Origin of the sequence: Brevibacillus laterosporus LMG 15441 (assembly GCF_000219535.2) — a bacterium.
GTDB classification, from domain to species: Bacteria; Bacillota; Bacilli; order Brevibacillales; family Brevibacillaceae; genus Brevibacillus_B; species Brevibacillus_B halotolerans.
Map to the genome: position 1 here is coordinate 765,181 of NZ_CP007806.1, position 17,681 is coordinate 782,861.

General features: G+C 36.9%; 17 protein-coding genes and 1 pseudogene. 10 read left to right on the forward strand and 8 right to left on the reverse strand.

The genetic code is table 11. The features are described 5' to 3' along the window. Positions 1-183 precede the first annotated feature (183 nt). The 4 genes from BRLA_RS03920 to BRLA_RS22750 form a co-directional block, all read right to left on the reverse strand. Positions 184-372: a hypothetical protein gene (locus BRLA_RS03920; RefSeq protein ID WP_051876101.1), complete on the reverse strand. Its 189-nt coding sequence runs from the start codon at positions 370-372 to the stop codon at positions 184-186. Positions 373-389: 17 nt separating this feature from the next. Next, the gene (locus BRLA_RS03925; protein ID WP_003335362.1) at positions 390-902 is read right to left on the reverse strand and encodes a hypothetical protein; all 513 of its coding nucleotides are present in this window, start codon (positions 900-902) and stop codon (positions 390-392) included. Positions 903-1,562: 660 nt separating this feature from the next. Then, a complete protein-coding gene (locus BRLA_RS03935; protein ID WP_003335360.1) occupies positions 1,563-2,936 on the reverse strand; it encodes a helix-turn-helix domain-containing protein in 1,374 nt (457 codons plus the stop codon). 470 nt (positions 2,937-3,406) lie between these two features. Next, positions 3,407-3,934, reverse strand: coding sequence for a helix-turn-helix domain-containing protein (locus BRLA_RS22750; protein ID WP_003335359.1), 528 nt, complete (start codon positions 3,932-3,934; stop codon positions 3,407-3,409). A 117-nt stretch (positions 3,935-4,051) separates the two neighbouring features. Here BRLA_RS22750 and BRLA_RS03945 point away from each other — a divergent pair, with 117 nt between their 5' ends. From BRLA_RS03945 to yhbH, 7 genes and pseudogenes are all read left to right on the forward strand, one after another. Beyond that, positions 4,052-4,462 (forward strand): hypothetical protein, encoded by a 411-nt coding sequence (locus BRLA_RS03945; protein WP_003335358.1) that lies wholly within the window; start codon positions 4,052-4,054, stop codon positions 4,460-4,462. A 72-nt stretch (positions 4,463-4,534) separates the two neighbouring features. Then, on the forward strand, positions 4,535-4,786 hold the full coding sequence (locus BRLA_RS24485; protein WP_236867755.1) for an ArpU family phage packaging/lysis transcriptional regulator: 252 nt from the start codon (positions 4,535-4,537) through the stop codon (positions 4,784-4,786). Between the two features lie 259 nt (positions 4,787-5,045). Beyond that, on the forward strand, positions 5,046-5,249 hold the full coding sequence (locus tag BRLA_RS03955; protein ID WP_003335354.1) for a hypothetical protein: 204 nt from the start codon (positions 5,046-5,048) through the stop codon (positions 5,247-5,249). Between the two features lie 73 nt (positions 5,250-5,322). After that, positions 5,323-5,631, forward strand: coding sequence for a transposase (locus tag BRLA_RS03960; protein WP_003335353.1), 309 nt, complete (start codon positions 5,323-5,325; stop codon positions 5,629-5,631). Next, the gene (locus BRLA_RS03965) at positions 5,628-6,506 is read left to right on the forward strand and encodes an IS3 family transposase (RefSeq protein WP_003335352.1); all 879 of its coding nucleotides are present in this window, start codon (positions 5,628-5,630) and stop codon (positions 6,504-6,506) included. Before BRLA_RS03960 ends, BRLA_RS03965 begins: the two co-directional genes overlap by 4 nt. A 123-nt stretch (positions 6,507-6,629) precedes the next feature. After that, positions 6,630-7,667: pseudogene (locus tag BRLA_RS03970) on the forward strand (protein prkA); the annotation flags it as partial. A gap of 11 nt (positions 7,668-7,678) precedes the next feature. Beyond that, positions 7,679-8,839 (forward strand): sporulation protein YhbH, encoded by a 1,161-nt coding sequence (yhbH, locus tag BRLA_RS03975; protein ID WP_003335350.1) that lies wholly within the window; start codon positions 7,679-7,681, stop codon positions 8,837-8,839. Positions 8,840-9,137: 298 nt separating this feature from the next. On the opposite strand, the gene BRLA_RS03980 is transcribed toward yhbH, so the two are convergent. After that, on the reverse strand, positions 9,138-9,551 hold the full coding sequence (locus BRLA_RS03980; RefSeq protein WP_003335349.1) for a hypothetical protein: 414 nt from the start codon (positions 9,549-9,551) through the stop codon (positions 9,138-9,140). Positions 9,552-10,043: 492 nt separating this feature from the next. On the opposite strand from BRLA_RS03980, the gene BRLA_RS03985 reads away from it, so the two are divergent. Further along, positions 10,044-10,877, forward strand: coding sequence for a DUF2935 domain-containing protein (locus tag BRLA_RS03985; RefSeq protein ID WP_003335348.1), 834 nt, complete (start codon positions 10,044-10,046; stop codon positions 10,875-10,877). Between the two features lie 109 nt (positions 10,878-10,986). On the opposite strand, the gene BRLA_RS03990 is transcribed toward BRLA_RS03985, so the two are convergent. Continuing rightward, complete coding sequence (locus tag BRLA_RS03990; protein WP_003335347.1) at positions 10,987-11,373, reverse strand: YmaF family protein; 387 nt, start codon at positions 11,371-11,373, stop codon at positions 10,987-10,989. Positions 11,374-11,870: 497 nt separating this feature from the next. On the opposite strand from BRLA_RS03990, the gene BRLA_RS25200 reads away from it, so the two are divergent. After that, positions 11,871-12,230, forward strand: a complete 360-nt coding sequence (locus tag BRLA_RS25200) for a DUF1036 domain-containing protein (RefSeq protein WP_003335346.1) — start codon at positions 11,871-11,873, stop codon at positions 12,228-12,230. 481 nt (positions 12,231-12,711) lie between these two features. Then, a complete protein-coding gene (locus tag BRLA_RS04000; RefSeq protein WP_003335345.1) occupies positions 12,712-13,563 on the forward strand; it encodes an alpha/beta fold hydrolase in 852 nt (283 codons plus the stop codon). A gap of 124 nt (positions 13,564-13,687) precedes the next feature. On the opposite strand, the gene BRLA_RS04005 is transcribed toward BRLA_RS04000, so the two are convergent. Further along, positions 13,688-15,658 (reverse strand): serine hydrolase domain-containing protein, encoded by a 1,971-nt coding sequence (locus BRLA_RS04005; protein ID WP_236867714.1) that lies wholly within the window; start codon positions 15,656-15,658, stop codon positions 13,688-13,690. 278 nt (positions 15,659-15,936) lie between these two features. Further along, the gene (locus tag BRLA_RS04010) at positions 15,937-17,424 is read right to left on the reverse strand and encodes a hypothetical protein (protein ID WP_003335341.1); all 1,488 of its coding nucleotides are present in this window, start codon (positions 17,422-17,424) and stop codon (positions 15,937-15,939) included. Positions 17,425-17,681 lie beyond the last annotated feature (257 nt).

Here is a 17,681-nt window from a genome sequence, read left to right on the forward strand (position 1 = left end):
ATAAGAACATACATTCCCGTTTTAAAGAGATGCTGGATGATCAGATAAGGGTTGCTAGTGGGCAGGAGCCGCAGAATAAATAGAAAAAATAAACAGTTATTAGAGAACGAGAAAACGTCCGAATACGAGGGAGATTCGGACGTTTCTACATAATGTTTTTTAGTTAAGATTAAAAGAGGACTGCTATTCCTCTTTATCTTTGTATATTTTAGATAATAGGATAGAAACAACGAAACCTACTACTAAAACAATCAAGAAACGAACAAACTCGGTAATAAACCAATTGTTAGCTATATTCATTTCTTTTGTAACTTGCAAAGTACCATATACAGAAAAAATAGTTAGAATGAACTTTAAAGTCTTTGGGTTCATTATATCTCCTTTCTGTTTTAAATTAGAGCGTACACGATACCTTGTGCAATAATCCCGCAAGATTTTGCAACCCATCCCCAAACATATGGCTCCAAAGCTTCCGTTACAGTTTCTTTTACTTCCTCTAATGGTCCCATTAAAATATAGGTGTTCCAAATTCCAATCCACATGTCTTCGGACATTTTTTCTTTAACTATGTCTGGGAATTTAGTATATATTTTTTTTGGTAGCTCCTTTTTTACATAAGCTTTTCCAAAATATTTCATTAGCTTTGTTCCAAGAGAAACAAAACCCTGTGCTTCAAGTTGTGCAGGCTCTTTTACTACTACTCTTGGTGCAGTTTCTAAAATTTCCTTAGCAGTTTCTTGGATGATCTTATCCATTTCTTTTTGTGACATTGGAGTTTGGTAAGAAACTGATTGCGACACTTTTTCTTGGGCAAACGCGCTGGTCGCCGGAGCTATAGCAGTCCCTAGAAACCCAACAGTAGATAAAATTGCAATTCCTTTAATTAACTTTTTGTTCATCATAAAGTATAACCTCTTTTCCTAATATTATCAATAAAGGGATATTTTTACATTAAGACCTACAAACATTCCTTATTCTCGATCAATATAATTGCCTATAAGGAATAGCTGAACCACGGCTTTATTTTGTTATACAAAGTTTTCCGTACAGCTTATTCACATGTAAGATAATTACTTTTTCGAAAAAAAATATTTTTTTCCATTTAAACGCAAAGGCATGGTAAACTTGAATGGAGCATCATTAATATGCTCTGTTTGTGGGGGTGTTCCTAAGCTTTCGTTGGGCATTTGGGAACATCCCGATTTTATTACCTGTTTAAAATCCTTCTTTCGACGTCTACCCCTGCAATCGCCCCATACTAACATCTGTCAACTCCTTTCTTTGAATATTTCTTCTTTTCTATCCTCCTTTCTTCTGGCATCCACAAAAATATAAAAATAATGTAATCAACCTAAATTTTATATGGATTACCATTTGTTGGGTTGATTATATATTAAGATAAACAAATTTCCTAAAAAAATTTTTATTTAATTTTTTTCAAAAAAAAAAGAGGTATCCCTCTTAACAAAATGGATGATTTTCCAAAATGTAGATCAATTTATTAAGTTTAACGACATTACCAACCTTCTCCATAAATGAAAGTTGTAGAAAGGCTTTGTTCATTATGTGTTGCTGACAAAGCTGTTTCCGAGTTGATTCCGATAAAACCTAATAAGGACAGAGTCACCAGTGATAAAATCCATGTTTTCTTCATATTGATTATTCCCCCTTGTCATAATGGTAACGAACTCTTCTTTCTGTTCTTCTGACGGATCGTTTTGGTAATGGAGCAGAATAAGGCTGCGTAATCGTTCTACATTTTTAAACATAAGTGCTAATTGGATGGCTTCCAAATTATACTTGAATCCCTTATCCTTTTCTCCCTTAATAAAATAATATGCGGAAAGAGCTTGAAATAGCTTTAATTTATGTCTTTTAATAAGTATATGCGTTTTGCTACATATTTCCATAATTTCTTTTTCAAATGAACATAATAATTCCCCGATGTTTTGTAGCATGTCTTTTTGAAGATATGTTTCTATTGCTACAGGTAAAAAAACACATAATTTATTTAAATCACAGGCAATTAGCTTTATATGTTCCTCAATGTATTCAACATGGCCCATTTCAATCAGGAGCAACGTTTCATTGATTTTCGCTAGCTCTTCATACTCATTACCATAAGTAGCATATTCCTTTATAACATGAAGTGCAGTTTTATAATCTTTCAAGCCTTCATAGCTAGCAACTTCATATAGCAAAGCTTCTGTAATATATTTTTTTTCGTTTTCAGAAGTAGCTAATTCTTTTAATTCTTTTGCATACTTTAATAGCTTATCCCATTTTTCTACGACATTATAGAATGTCAATATTTTATAATAAGCATCAAATTTATATTCCTGTGGGAGCAATGGAAGATATTCTAGGAGTTGATACAACGTTTCATACCCAGAGACAGTAATGTCTACATCTCTTGCTATGATAAATCGTCTAAAATAAGCAATGGCTAGTTGTTCGTTACGTGTCGAACTGTTATTAATCACAATGTCATATAGCGGTAGACTGTAATTTCGTTGTTCAGATAAAAAAATATGTTCTGCCATTTTAAATGTATTATCAACAAGTCTTTTTCTGTCTGTGTCCTCGTTGATAAAATCCATAATTTTTTTTGTAATATCGTACCTTTCGGCCTTGATGCAACCTATAAAAAATTCAGCCGTTTTAACAGGTGATAGTTTCCCAGTTTCGTTAAAACATTCACCTAAAAAACATTCGTAGAAAGTATCCATCTGTATTTGTAAAGCCCTTGTAATTGTTTCTAATTGAGGTAATGTCATTCTTCGCCTGTTATTCATTAATTGGCTTATTGTGGCAGAATCCATACCGGTAGCTTGTACAAGGTCTTTTTGTTTCCACCCTTTACTATCAAGTGATTCTTGCAAGCGTTGACGTAATTCAATTTGTGCTACTTGATGATTGTATTCAAAGGCGTACATTAAACCTATCCCCCTTTTTTATTTGGAAAAATAAGTAAAAATATTCCATTACATCATACTTTAATTAGATAATATTGTAAATAAAAATAAAAGTATAAGAGTATTATTTTTAAAAATATTAAGTTCTATATGTTCCTAGCTACAAAAAAATAAAACACCTTCAATTCCGTAAAAGGTTGAAAGGTGTTTTATATGTTCATTGTATAGAGCTTGTAGGATGTCAATTTATAAGCTGTTCTCCTTGCTTAATATATTTCTGATGTTAATATTTTATTTATTAAAACAAGAACGATCGTTCTTGTTTTATGTTATAATAGTTTAACAAGATTTAACAACTATGAAAAAACATAAAGTAAATAGGATGGTGGATTGATTAATGATACGTGATCGCGTGATTGTAGATATAGACAAATTAGCTAATGTAATAAAAATCAATTTACGGAATGTGATAAATGATGTTACACCCAATATTAATGGTACTGACGATCAACACGGAGAAAAGCAATTAACTTTTTCCATTCCTTCTCAGACAACTCCTGACCATCCAAAACTACTTTAAACTGTTTTAGTAATTCTTCGTCTGCTAGATCAATATTTGCTAAGAACCCTTTTTCGTCTTTATACGGATCAGGGTTCTCTTTTTTTTGTGCTTCTTCTGCTTCTTCAGCAGGAGAAGGAATCCAGTCATATAGATTAATATCTGTCTTACATAAAAGGTAATCAGTCGTGCAATTTAAAACCTCTGCAAGTGCAACGATTATATCCCAAGGTGGCACAGCTCTACCTGTTTCATAGTTAGATATGCTAACCCGATCAACCCCAACTCTTTCTGCTAAATGTGATTGGTATAATCCAGCCTCTGTTCTTTTTTCTTTGATTCTTTCACCGATTCTTTTTTTTAGATCAGTATTTTCGCTGTTTCCTTGTACCTTATCAAAAAAAGATGCGGTTGCTATAGCTGTCGAGGAAATGTTCGGATATAGCCATCCTAGTGACAACGTTATTGACGCTTATGTGTTAGCTAGAATTGCTCTACATCAATATCGGGAGTCTGTAAGAAAGTACAAACTACGCCTTTTAAATAAAAAATAAACTAACTAAGGAGAGAACGATCTATGAAAACATTAGTTAAAGCTACCTTCCTTGATTTTAATGCAGGTTCAAAAAAGGACATTTTGAAATTTGAAATTAAAGGCGATCTGACAGACGCACAAATAGTCAGCTTGCATAAATTGAAAGGCAATATTGTGTTCCTGGATATTTCAAGCGACCAACTCGATATTTACGATTACGACAGTGAGCCAAAGGTACATGAAGGCATTTGGTACAACGTAGATACGGGAGGAAACGTTGAGGTAACGGAAGAGCAATTGACCATTGAAAACGTTCCTACACCAGTTGAAGAGTTTAACAAGGCAAAAGAAGCTCATGACAATGAAGAAAAGGAACCGCTAGAAGAGATGAAACAAGAAGAATCTAACGTAGATTCCACAAATAATGAAAATGACGATGACTTACCATTCTAAATTGTTCCTGGCCCCTGTTAGCAGCAGGGGCAAAATCTTTCAATCCAAGCATTAAGGGGAGATATGATGCAGATGAGCTTTTTTGCAGAAATAGACCAGAAAGAAACTCATAGGGCTGTAGAGTCTGCATTTGAACAATATCGGTTAAATAAATATTTGATGTTTGAAGAGCGAGAAGCAAATACCACAGCAGGATATACAGAAAGGTTTCATGGGCCAACGAATGTAACCAGTGACCAAACAGCTTCTATAGCAATACACCATGTTGATACTATGAACGCAAGAAAGACCTATTGTAGTTTGATGGAACGAGCAGGTAAATAACTTGCCGCGCAAGGAACGTTTTTTAATAGAAGAAAGGTACATGTGTAGAGAAGCTGAGTATATCACTGACTACAATGTATATAATTTTAAGTTTGACCCCCCTATTAGTAAGGACACCTATAGAAAAATTCGAAAGAAAGCATTTCGCAAACTAGCTATGGTATTAAATATCCAAGTCGAAAAAAGTTCTTCATTATAGGGGTTAAGTTAAGATGGCGATTTGAATAAGATATACAACTAGAAAAAAAGGGGGAGTTAGATGCATACTGTTAAATCAGTAAATCCGCCAGTTATAAAAAATCTCGATGAACAGGTTACGCTATGGATTGATGGCAAACATGGCAGGATTGGTGTTATAGCTCCTAAAAAAAGACCAACACGAGAAGAATGGGTTCAACTACACAGAGAAATAGCAAGTATCTTGGTTGAATCAGCCAAAATAAAAAAAGAGGCCTCCCATTAGGTGATATTATCCCCTTTTAGTAGACAGTAAGAAGCAAGACCCCTTACTGTATTAACTAGGAGGGGAATTTTTTATGGGGAAAATTAGAAAAACATATTCAAAGAATTTTAAGCTAAAAGCCGTACAGCTTTATTTGAGCGGTGAACAAGGGTACAAAACACTTACAAGGGATCTCGGCATTAGTGACCCTTCTATTTTAAGAAGATGGGTTGATCATTATAGAAAGGAAGGTATACAGGGACTAGATGAAAAACGCGGGAGAACAAAAAATCCTCTTAGAGGAAGACCACGAACAAGGCCAGAGAGTACGGAGGAAGAGATAGTTCGATTACGTGCAGAGAACGAATTCTTAAAAAAGTGGCTAGGTCTAGAAAAGAGGTGAAACCGAAAGATAAACGCTGTTTTTTCGAGCTTATTAAAGAATTGTCTAAAAAGTATTCTATTACTTTATTGTGTAAAATTACGAAAGTATCTCGTAGTGGTTTTTACAAGTGGCTTTCTCATGAGAAACACCCCACCTCAAAACAATTGGTAAATGAAAAATTAAGAGGAATGATCATGGAGTGTTATCAAGAGGTCAAAGGCATTTACGGGTATCCCCGAATAAAAGTGTGGTTATTTAGAAGGTACGGACTAAAAGTCAATCATAAACGTGTGTATCGCATCATGAAGGAACTTGGGATACAAGCGCTAATCCGTAAAAAACGAAAATTCTTTGGGCGCAAAGAGAAGGTTGTTATCTCCGAAAACAAGCTGAATCGAAATTTTTACGCCTCACGGCCAAATGAGAAATGGGCTACAGATATTACCTACATACTATTTAATGGTCGCCGTCTTTATCTGTCGGTCATATACGACATGTATAACAACGAAGTTGTTGCCTACAAAACAAGCAAACGTAATGATTTACAGCTTGTAATGGATACCGTAAAATTAGCGCTTAAAAAGCGGGATGTAAACGGAGTCCTCCTACACAGTGATCAAGGATATCAGTACACCTCAAAGCAGTATAACCAGTTCCTTCAGAAATATAAAATCGTAGCAAGTATGTCTAGAAAAGGTAACTGTTTAGATAACGCCTGTATTGAGGGATTCTTTGGGCATTTAAAAACAGAGTGTTTGTATCTTCATTCGTTTCAAACAGATAAAGAAGTGGAAGAAGCTCTCCACGGTTACATTAATTTCTATAATCAGCAACGGTTTCAATCTCGATTAAAAAACCTGAGTCCGATAGAATACCGAACTCAGGCTGCCTAGATGGGGCTTGTTTAAAGTTGTCTACTTGACAGGGGTAAGATCATAGGAGCCTCTTCTTTTTTATTTCTTATCAGAAATGCGGTAACTATCCCCCTCCCCTTTTAGGTATATGAAGTTATAATTGATGAGCTGATAATTGCTCACACAAACGAAACGGAATACAAATCCTTTATCGGAAATAAAAAGAATGAAGCATTACAGTCTCGAATGATTGTTATGCCAGTACCGTATAATCTTCGCGTGAAAGAAGAAGAGAAAATTTATGATAAATTAATTAAACAATCTGATTTAGGTCATGTTCATATTGCCCCACATGCGTTATATACAGCGGCCATTTTTTCCATTTTAACTCGTTTAAAAGAGTCCAAAAAACAAGGTGCCGATCTTTTAAAAAAATTGCGTTTGTACAATGGAGAATCCGTTGAGGGTTTCAAAGGATCAGATATCGAGGATTTACGGAATGAGTATACAGATGAAGGAATGTTTGGGATTGATCCTCGTTATGTCATTAATAGGATCTCCAGTGCACTCATACGCCGTGATACGGAATCTATAAATGCTTTGGATATTTTGCGGGCGTTAAAAGAAGGACTCGATCAGCATGCTTCCATCAGTAAGGAACAGCGAGAGCGTTATTTAAATTTCATCTCAATTGCGCGTAAAGAGTATGATGAAATTGCAAAAAAAGAAGTCCAGAAGGCATTTGTATACAGCTATGAGGAATCAGCGAAAACGATGATGGATAATTACTTGGATAATGTTGAGGCGTATTGCAATTCTAACCGATTGCGTGATCCAGTAACAGGTGAGGAATTGGAAGCGGATGAGCGCCTCATGAGATCTATTGAAGAGCAAATCGGTATTTCTGAAAATGCCAAGCGTGCATTTCGTGAAGAGATTCTTATTCGGATATCAGCTTTTGCGCGTAAAGGAAAGCGGTTTGACTACAACACACATGATCGTCTACGTGAAGCAATTGAGAAAAAATTATTTGCAGATTTAAAAGATGTGGTCAAAATAACAACCTCCACAAAAACGCCAGATGAGCACCAATTGAAAAAAATCAATGAGGTAACACGTCGTTTAGTAGAAGAACACGGATATACGCCAATTTCAGCAAATGAACTGCTGCGTTACGTAGGTAGTTTGCTGAATCGATAGGGGGGAGCTTGATGAACGATTCCTCGTTTATCGTCTCCAAAGAAGACTGGTCTCTGCATAGAAAAGGTCATCAGGACCAGAGCAGACATCAGGAAAAGGTAAAGGAGGCGATCAAGAGAAACCTGTCTGATTTAGTAAGCGAAGAAAATATCATAATGTCGAATGGTCGAGACATTATTAAAATACCAATCAGATCGCTGGATGAGTATCGCTTTCGTTACAATTTTAATAAAGGACAGCATACAGGCCAAGGTAGGGGTGACTCCAAGGTAGGAGATGTTATAGCTAAAGACGGTGACTCGGCTGATGCTAGTGCTGGTCAGGGGCAAGGAGCCGGGGATCAACCTGGTGATGATTATTATGAAGCTGAGATTACAGTTGAAGAATTGCAGGAGATGCTGTTTTCTGAGTTAGAGTTACCCAACCTTCAAACAAAAGCTGAACAGAAAATTACCATAGAAGATATTCAATTTAACGATGTTCGGAAAAAAGGTTTGATGGGGAATATTGATAAAAAACGTACCTTACTGTCTGCCATTCGTCGGAATGCATTAGCTGGGTATACTGATCTAGAACTAGGAATTTCGATGGAAGATTTGCGCTTTAAAACCTGGGAAGAAATTGTGAAGCCTCATTCCAATGCTGTAATTATAGCGATGATGGATACGAGCGGTTCTATGGGAGTTTTCGAAAAATATGTAGCTCGTAGCTTTTTCTTTTGGATGCTTCGCTTTTTGCGAACCAAGTATGAAAAGGTGGAGATTGCTTTTATTGCACATCATACGGAAGCAAAAGAAGTGACAGAGGATGCGTTCTTTTCTAAAGGAGAAAGCGGTGGAACTATCTGCTCGTCGGCCTATCGGAAAGCCTTGGAAATTATTGATGAACGATATCCTGTAAGCCAATATAACATTTATCCGTTTCACTTTTCAGATGGGGATAACCTCACCTCAGATAATGAACGCTGCGTAAAATTGGTAAAGGAATTAATGGAAAGATCGAATATGTTTGGATATGGTGAGGTAAATCAGTATAATCGTCACAGTACTCTCATGTCCGCATATCGTCATATTAAAGACCCGAAATTCATGTACTCGATTATTCGGGAAAAAGGTGAGGTTTACAAAGCTCTGAAACAGTTTTTTGGTAAAAAAGAAATAGAGGCCTACTAGAAAGAATAAAATTATTAATAAAATCCCCTGTGGTTAATTATGCTGTATATCCTTATAGTTAAGGGAGCAGAGATAATCCACCAGAAGGGGATTTTTTGTGATATATAATCACTGTTTACATTGCTTGATGTAACCTCGTGGATAAATTTGGTAAATTGACGATTAAATTAACTTAGTTGTTGCGAAAATGAAATAAATTTTGCAAATAAGCATTCCTTTTGCTAGAGCATATCACTATCATTTGGGACAAAAAAAGAGACTTTTCCATTATAGAGGAAGGTCTCTTTTCTCTCTTTACCTATTCTATAGAAAAGTCAGTCGTGGCTTCTATGAAAATACCATTATGTGTACTACGATTGAGCATCTCTAAAGTATATTTTTTTCCCTTTTTTACATCCCATGTAGTTGAGGCAGTTCCATTTTTTTTCACATTAAATACCTTACCAACCTGATTTCCGGTATCATCCCAGAGGGTATATTTAATATGAGTGGTAGAACCGTCGGATGACTGATCTACGGTAAGAGTCAAGGTATTACTGGAGGCTCTAAAAGTAGATGTCTCATATTTCTCCTCTGGTTCTAAAGTTCGGCTGTCACTAATAATAGAAGCTACTGCTACAGCGGCATTTTCAGATTGAATTTCCATTGCGATTGCGGGGGTAGCCGATACTAGTAAAGCAAGTACTGAAGCAATGCCAACTAATTTTTTCATTACCAATTCACTCCTTGATATGTATTTAATTTACAATTTTATATTATAAAAATATTCTGAATTTGTCCACGGTATTTTGGTTTTTTTCGTCAACTTTGGTGAGAGAGCAATACAAATGGTACTCAAGTTAGAACATACAAGGTTCATGTTCACTAGTTTAATGTCTTTAGAGTAATTGGAAAAAGTAAATTCTAAAAGCTTGAAAGGTAAAGGTTATAGTCACTCTGGGATGTTAGAGGATGATAAATAGGCCTGTCTAAGTAACTGACAGGCCTATTTCTAATAAAATTATGCTTTAAATATTTAAACACTACTAATTTATAATAAAGGTGTTCAGTAAAACGTAATAAATAAGCAGATGTAAAGTAAATTTTACAGTGTGGCAGTAAGTAATTTAATCGACTATCCAATAATGAATGTGAGCAACAGACATTTGAGACATGCTTCTTGCATAAACTTATAGAAATACATATGTTGGGGAGGACGCATTGGATGGCGGATGCATTTGTAATTAGATCACTTGAGGAAGTTCGTTTTTGGTCTAGGATAATGAAGGAACATTCGCTTTTTTTGAAGCTAGGTTTTAATTGTGACGATACCCAATTAATCAATGAAGCTGATTATTTTTACCATATATTTGAGGAAATAGAAGCCAAGGCCCTTGCCTTACCAGAAGATACCGACCCTCAATATATCGGTCAGTTCAATGCTCAAATTCTTCCCTGTGTTAATCAAATTTGGGCTTTCAAAAGAAGGGTATTAGGTTTGATCATTTCCTGCCAAATTGGAGGTAATAATTTTCCGTTATTAGTGGATCATGTTAGCCGGGAAGCTGCTTATTTTGCGAAACGTTTGGAACAACTAAACACTGGAACCCTAGATCCTTTGCCAGATGCTATTATTAATGAAAATGTCTTCTTTCTTAGGATTATGGCTGATCATGCTAAATTTATTAATCACTTACTTGATCCTTCTGAAAGGAAATTGGTTGAACAAGCAAATGATTTTAGTCATGACTTCGATCAACTTCTATACCAAGCCATTGATTTAGATTCCATGAGTCCCCAATCTCAAACTGTTCCGTTACTATCGCAGTTTGTTGATCAGAATAGAGTGTCTGTCCGTCAACTCCGTGATTTCAAAAAAACTGCTCGCGATCTAATCGAAGCTTGTCGTATTAAGAGCATTATCCCTCCTCTTCTTGCCGATCATGTTTTTAGAGAGGCATCACATTTTCTTGAAATTTTAGATGCATTTGAAGTGGTATTAGAAGGGGCAACCAAACGGAGTAAACAAAAAAGAAACAGCCCTGTATCCGATTGTTAGTCAAGATAAAAAGTTGAAGTTATGTATTTTAGCTCACAAATCATGTGAGCTTTTTTGTTTGTTCCCAGATGATATTCAATGTGATGTTTCGCCAAACATGTTTTCCTGTTTAAGGAATTTCATTTTCTGTTGCTCCTTTGTAATGATGGGTGTGAGGGTGTCTTCCGTTTACTGTTGTATACCCTTCAAAGTAATGAATATGTCCTCCACGCTGCAGTTCGATTGCAGGGCCGGTTGTGCCTTCAATTATATGAGAATGACCATCATTAAATGAAGTAATCGTATAATAGCGATGAACGTGGGGAACACCTGTCGGGGCTGGTTCAGTTACCCCAACGTATTGATGATCATGACCATCATTAAATGAAGTAGTTCCCGAAAACGGATGTCGGTGTACAGGCATACCATTCCAAGAAGTGATATATAATCCATGCGAATGTTCTGCGGAGGAGTCATTTGATTGAAATAGAAAACCTGCAACAGGTATTTTTGTCATTTTAAAACCCCTTCTCCTAGTTTATTACACTGTATGAAGGGGGATGGAAATTGACATGGGCATAAGTACCATTTCAGGATATTTGACCTGATAGTGTTTAATTAAGGGATTAGCAATCATTTTTTACTATTCATGGGCTGATTAAGTAAGTTATAGGTCCTTGATTAATCCATGGGAGTAGACCTGAGTACTGTGTCGATTATACTGGTTTACTTCACCCTATTTGTAGATGGACAATCAACTAAAATTTCTATAATCAAATATAATAACAGGAAAAATGATGGATAACAGGAGTAATACACTTTGTATAACGCATGAACGGACATTCTCCATGCGATAATCCATCTTCATGTTTCTATTCTTTTAAGAAGTTGGGGGCAGGGTGAATTGGTCAATATGGACAATATGGACAACATGGACAACATGGACAACAAACTTCCCCTTACTCTCCGCGTATGACGTACAGCCTAACAATAACGGGCGAGGAGTGATCGACGATGGGGCTTCATTTCCGCAACAGGACTAACGTAGGCTTGCAGATTGTTTATGCCTACTCGGCTCCCAATTGTGAGGGGAGCAACAAGTGGTCAAAGAAGGGCTGGTATAAGGTGGCTCCGGGGAACACGGTGCAGGTTTGGAGCGGGTGGGCCAACGGTAGAAAATTCTTTTACTACGCTGAGGATACAAGTGGTCTTGGACGTACGTGGTCGGGCGAATTTGTTACCCCAATCCCCTCGAGAGCTTTCGAGTGGTGCTGGGATACAGGCAGTACCGACAGCAGAAACCTGGGGCTTAAGAAATTACAGGTCCCTAATCAATTTCCGCCCATTTTAGACTATACAATCAACCTACAATAAAAAGAGAGGGACAAAGCGCTGGCGGAACAACTTATAATCTTGGCGTGATTAACAATCCATTCCTGCCTTTCTCTCCAACCGTAGCACACCTTTCCATTATACGTATCACAGATTAATAAGAGAAATGTCGATGACCTAATAAAAATGTAGTAGACCAGAAAGGAAGTAATTCAATACGGCTCTCTTCTGGACACATCCAGAGAGAGCTTTTTTGCGTGCAACAGTTGTATGTAAGCGAAGAATCGCTCTTATCCAAATACCTATTGTTGGGTATTTTAATATGCTACACTTCCTAGATAGGGATATTATGTTTTCGTATCCCAAATGTTTTACTATCGAAGCAACACCATTGATTGAGGTGATGTAAATTGTTAGAGCGTTCAATGGAAAATATAAGGGGATTAGAAGCAGGAAAGGGAGTGATTGAAAGGAGAGCTTGAGTTTTATTAGCTCTTCTTAACAAAAAAAGGGAGCTATTCAGATGAACCAATTTAAAAGTATAACCAGTGATGGATTCACATTAAACTATTGTATAAAAGGGTTTGGAAAGCCAGTACTGGTGGTAGGGAGCAGCATATATTATCCTCGTTTATTCTCAGAAAATTTATTTGAAACATTTCAATTTATTTTTTTAGACCATAGAGGCTTTGGAAAGCCACCTCGTGCTTTAGAACCAGAAGATTATAAATTAGATAAAATTTTAGATGATACAGAAAGGGTAAGACAGGCACTCGAATTGCAGGATTTTATTATACTGGGACATTCAGGACATGCCTTTATGGCCTTAGCATATGCCCAGAAATATCCAGAGGCTGTTCGGAAAGTTGTCTTACTTAATTCAGCACCTACAAATAGTCAAGAAAGACAGCAGCAAAGCACCTCATTTTTTTATCAAACGGCCAGCCTAAAGAGAAAGCGGCAGTTTGAAGCAGATATCGCGTTTTTAGAAAGTGACATCCAAAAAGATCCTGAAAGACGATTTGTCCATATGTGCATTCGCATGGGGGCTCAAAGTTTTTACGATTATACATTTGATGCAGCTTATATGTGGGAGAATGTATATACCAATATGCCAATTATGGATCATCTGTGGGGAGAAGAGTTTGGAAAACGTAATTTAATCCAATCGTTGGCGGATTTCAAAAAACCAGTATTCATTGGTCTAGGAAGATATGATTATCTGGTTTCTCCCGTTTCACTATGGGACTCACTTGATAACACATATAGGAACGTGAAGAAAGTAATTTTTGAGTATAGTGGACATAATCCTATGTTTGAAGAACCAGAGTTATTTGCTAAAACCTTAATGGAATGGATGAATGAGGACAAGTAGGTTCCTTGGTTCTTTTTCCAAAAGGCCGTTTCTTTGCTTTCAAGGAAACGGCCCTTTTTTGATAACCTTACACCAATCAATACAATCAAACCTTATGTTTATTCCATACTCATATAGAGATTACTTATTTTTTGAAAATATGCCGTGCATAGTTATACAGGAAGGCAGCTGCTTCTTGGCGCAGTAGAGGTTCCTTAGCCTTATAGTCAATCAAGCCTTTGGAGGAAATAACCTCAGGTCCGTATAGACCATGAAACACTACATATTGAACAGCTTGAGTGGCCCAAGGATCAATGGCGCCTTTAAGGTTAACCTTAACAGGCTGAGCATTCAGTAATGATTTGGACACCTCAAATACAATAACGGCCGCTTCCTGCCTTGTAATAGGACGATTGGGTTCAAATTTAGTAGGAGAGGTTCCTTTTAAGGCATCTGCTTCTACAAGAGCTTGAATTTCTTTTACGTATGGACTCTTTTTAGAGTCTATAAATGACACGGGATTAGTAGAGGCACGAACCCCAATAAGCCGTACTAAATCACCTGCAAATTCGGCTCTTGTAATGGGTGCTAAAGGACGGAAGGCATGATTCGAATCTCCCCGGAGCACTCCAAGGTCTTGAACGCCATTGATATATGCGGCATATGGGTGTGACTGAGGAACATCGGTAAAATGCTTAGAGGGAGAAATTTTTTGAGCCATACTGACCATATTACGATATTGCAAATAGCCTATGCTACCATCAGCGGATTCCTTAAAGGCTAAAAAGGTGCCTTTTTCGTCCTTGAACAGCAATGGATCGACCTGGCGAAGAATATTTTTTTCCATCGGATCTTCTGCTAGTAGCTGTCCCTGTGAGGTTACTGTAATTTTAGTGATCCAAGGATTTATCCGCAAATCCCGATAGGTACCCTCAAAGCGTTTCAATTGTTGAGGGGAGGATGTCATATAGGTCTGTTCTTTCTTAGGTATAGGGTAATAGTGATTCATGAAGGCTTTAAATAACTCCTCGCGAAACTCCTTATCTTTATTGAAAATAATAAACCCACCAACCTTATGCTCTGGCAACAGCCACATCCAAGAATGGAACCCGGGTATATCTCCACCTTTGCCTATAACAAATTGATTATTGTGACTGGAATGGTAGTATGTTTCAAAGCCGTATGCCATATTTGGAACCTTGGGATGAACGGAATAGTGAATGGTATGCATATTTTGAGCTGTACCCTGTTTCAGGATTGTTCTACCGTCAAACGAACCCTTATTGAGATGAGCCATCATAAACTGGGCCATGTCATGCCCAGTTGAAACCATTCCTCCTTCAGGCTGTTCAATCGGATTGGATAAAAAAACAGGAAATGGTTGATTGCTAGAAGTATATCCAGTTGCTAAATTAGCTTTTAATTGCGGTGTAAGTAAGAAGCTGCTATTTTCCATTTTCAAAGGGGTAAAAATATTCTCAGTCATGTATTGGTTGAAGGATTTACCGGACAACTTCTCCAGAATGTATCCTTGAAGACTAAAGCCAAAGTTATCGTAGCGGAATGCTTCTCCGGGTTTACGGACAATACTAGGCATATTCTCTTTCACGTATTTATCCAACGAGATCCGCGGGATACTATGGTGATGGATGGATTCCAGCTTATCTGTAAAATCAAAGCCTGCTGTGTTGGTTAATAGATGCTTCATTGTTAGTTTGTCAGTGGTTTTATTGTTTAGCGTTATGTCCTTAAGATAGGTTTGGATATCCTCATCTAAATCGAGCTTTCCTTGTTCGACTAACTGCATAATTCCTGTAGATGTAAAAACTTTAGAAATAGAAGCTAGCGGGAAAATAGTATGGTTTGGATTGACAGCTATTTTTTTTTCTACATCAGAATAACCGTACCCTTTATTCAGCAATATCCTGCCATCTCGGACGATAACAAAAACAGCTCCCGCCAACTGATTTTTAATATGTGATTGATTAAAGAACTGATCTGCAAAATCTTCTACTTCTTTAGAGTCTGTTGGGCCCAAGAGAGGTTCTTTTACAGGTGAACTATAGATAGAAGGTGTAGGAAAAAGAATGGTTATGGTCAGGATTACTACAAACATGAATATACTGTATTTCCTACTTTGCTGTTTAACCATCATACATCTCTCCATTCGATCAGTTTTGTTAGATGCATATAAAATTCAACTCGCCTACAAGTGCGATCACTCCCTGGTATTGGAATCATAATGGAAGTCTTGCCTGATGGGATCGCTCTTTTAGATAAAAACAGAAAATAGGAACAGTACGTACATGATTTGCCAACAGCATGTGAAAGGACTTTTTCGCTAGGAAGAGAAAAAGTCCTTTCACATAAATAATTATCGTTTTACTAAAAATATCAGCTTGTTTCTAGCACATGCATAAATGGCTCGTCGAACATGGATAACAGCAATTCCCGAGTAGCTGTATGGCGTAATCCACACAGAATAATGCGAATTTCTTTACGCATATTTTCTACAGACATGATTTCACTTGTGTGGTTTTTCGATAATTTATCCTTTGTGGAATACGTATTCAAATAATGAGCATTTCGTTTCGCCACGATCAGTAATCGACGTTGAATGTCTGGTATCGCATCTGTGAGGGGGGCTTCCATTTCAATATACCCGCGAATTTCAGCCAAACGAGCATATGCTTCTCGCCAACGCCATAATTGCTTTTTCTGTTCCCGCTGGTCTGAATCTGGCTCTGGTAAGTCTTTGGATATCTGTGAGGCAGTATATGTGCTTGGATGCAGAGCTTCTTGTACTTTTGCAAAATCATTCAAATCTGGTGCCATTAATTCAATGACTTCTCGATAGGCTGGAATATGATCATATGCCCCATTTCGAATTGTCCATCGAAAGTGCTGTTTGTTATTTTCTATATGCGGTAGGCAAGGAGGTATCATAGAAAATGTTTTTTCTTCTGTAAGCGGATGACTAGATACCAGTAGTTGGTTAGCAGAGTTTGCGTTATTTGGTGTGTCATTATTTTCTGTTCCTACTTGCATGTAAGCCTTTGTGAACCATTTTAGAGAGCTAGCGGATATCGAAGAAATTTCACCACTTATAACACTAAGGTTATATTCTCTGAATTCGGGGGAGCTGGAACCATTAAATCCATCATGAATCACATGTAGGTTATCTCTTACAGCAATTAATTCGGAAAGTACCTTTTTTTCAAGAGTAACAATCCCCTCTTCCACGTAGGAAAGATAGTTATTTCTTTCATTTTCATTAGCTAAGACGTGCGCGTAAAGGTTATAACAAAACAGAATGTGAGCCATTTCATGAAAATAACTTTGATAAGGAAAATTGACGTAGTTCATTTGGAGAAAATATTGATGATTCTGATAAATTAGATCATTCTCAGGTCGGAAAAGAGAGAGATGGGAGTTGGCTTTGTCTGCAATGTACAGAGTAAGTCCTTCGTTGTAACCGGTAATCCACATAGCCTGATAGGTAGGGCTTAGTAGCAAAGCAATCGAATGATTGGTAATACGACCAGAAAGATTAAAAAAATCACTCTGATAATGAGGATAGAAAGAGAGCCAGGTCATCCCCAAAGCGAGTGCTTTGTATAACTCAAATTCACTTTCTTTAGCACAACCAACAGTGAATTGATGTAGGGAAGTTAAACATCGCATAAAAGAATGTGAATCGTATGTATAATTTTCAACAAATTGTTTATAGGCAGACTCAAAATCAGCAGGCTCTATCGTCAAAAAAACTTGCAAGCCATCAATCCATAGGTCTCCACCAATCGAGGAATTCATCCATGCTTCATAATCTTGAGTAAGAGAACGAATCTCTTGATATTTTTCGAATAGTTGGCGGTATTGCACGAAATGACCTCCTTTTTATTTTTCGATAGATTAGGAATCAATTCCATAATGAAGAGCACTCTAAGTAGGTATCCCTATCTAGCAGTGTACGATTTCCTGCAAACTATTTTAGGTTATAGATCAATAAAAGAAAGTGACAGCTTTTAGTTCTTACATAGCAGGATAAAATGTTACTTTTGACTACTTTTTTGTGAGTAATTCCCCTTTCTTAGATAATATATAACAAACATTACAAATATACAGTAAATTAGTGTTTG

Bases quoted from the DNA above. Each gene is read 5' to 3' on its own strand.
- BRLA_RS03945 (WP_003335358.1), top strand. From the start codon at position 4,052: ATGAAAACATTAGTTAAAGCTACCTTCCTTGATTTTAATGCAGGTTCA.
- BRLA_RS03985 (WP_003335348.1), top strand. From the start codon at position 10,044: ATGGCGGATGCATTTGTAATTAGATCACTTGAGGAAGTTCGTTTTTGG.
- BRLA_RS03960 (WP_003335353.1), top strand. From the start codon at position 5,323: ATGGGGAAAATTAGAAAAACATATTCAAAGAATTTTAAGCTAAAAGCC.
- BRLA_RS24485 (WP_236867755.1), top strand. From the start codon at position 4,535: ATGAGCTTTTTTGCAGAAATAGACCAGAAAGAAACTCATAGGGCTGTA.
- BRLA_RS03955 (WP_003335354.1), top strand. From the start codon at position 5,046: ATGCATACTGTTAAATCAGTAAATCCGCCAGTTATAAAAAATCTCGAT.
- BRLA_RS03935 (WP_003335360.1), bottom strand. From the start codon at position 2,936: ATGTACGCCTTTGAATACAATCATCAAGTAGCACAAATTGAATTACGT.
- BRLA_RS03990 (WP_003335347.1), bottom strand. From the start codon at position 11,373: ATGACAAAAATACCTGTTGCAGGTTTTCTATTTCAATCAAATGACTCC.
- BRLA_RS03980 (WP_003335349.1), bottom strand. From the start codon at position 9,551: ATGAAAAAATTAGTTGGCATTGCTTCAGTACTTGCTTTACTAGTATCG.
- BRLA_RS04000 (WP_003335345.1), top strand. From the start codon at position 12,712: ATGAACCAATTTAAAAGTATAACCAGTGATGGATTCACATTAAACTAT.
- BRLA_RS25200 (WP_003335346.1), top strand. From the start codon at position 11,871: ATGGGGCTTCATTTCCGCAACAGGACTAACGTAGGCTTGCAGATTGTT.
- BRLA_RS04005 (WP_236867714.1), bottom strand. From the start codon at position 15,658: ATGTTTGTAGTAATCCTGACCATAACCATTCTTTTTCCTACACCTTCT.
- BRLA_RS03920 (WP_051876101.1), bottom strand. From the start codon at position 372: ATGAACCCAAAGACTTTAAAGTTCATTCTAACTATTTTTTCTGTATAT.
- yhbH (WP_003335350.1), top strand. From the start codon at position 7,679: ATGAACGATTCCTCGTTTATCGTCTCCAAAGAAGACTGGTCTCTGCAT.
- BRLA_RS03925 (WP_003335362.1), bottom strand. From the start codon at position 902: ATGATGAACAAAAAGTTAATTAAAGGAATTGCAATTTTATCTACTGTT.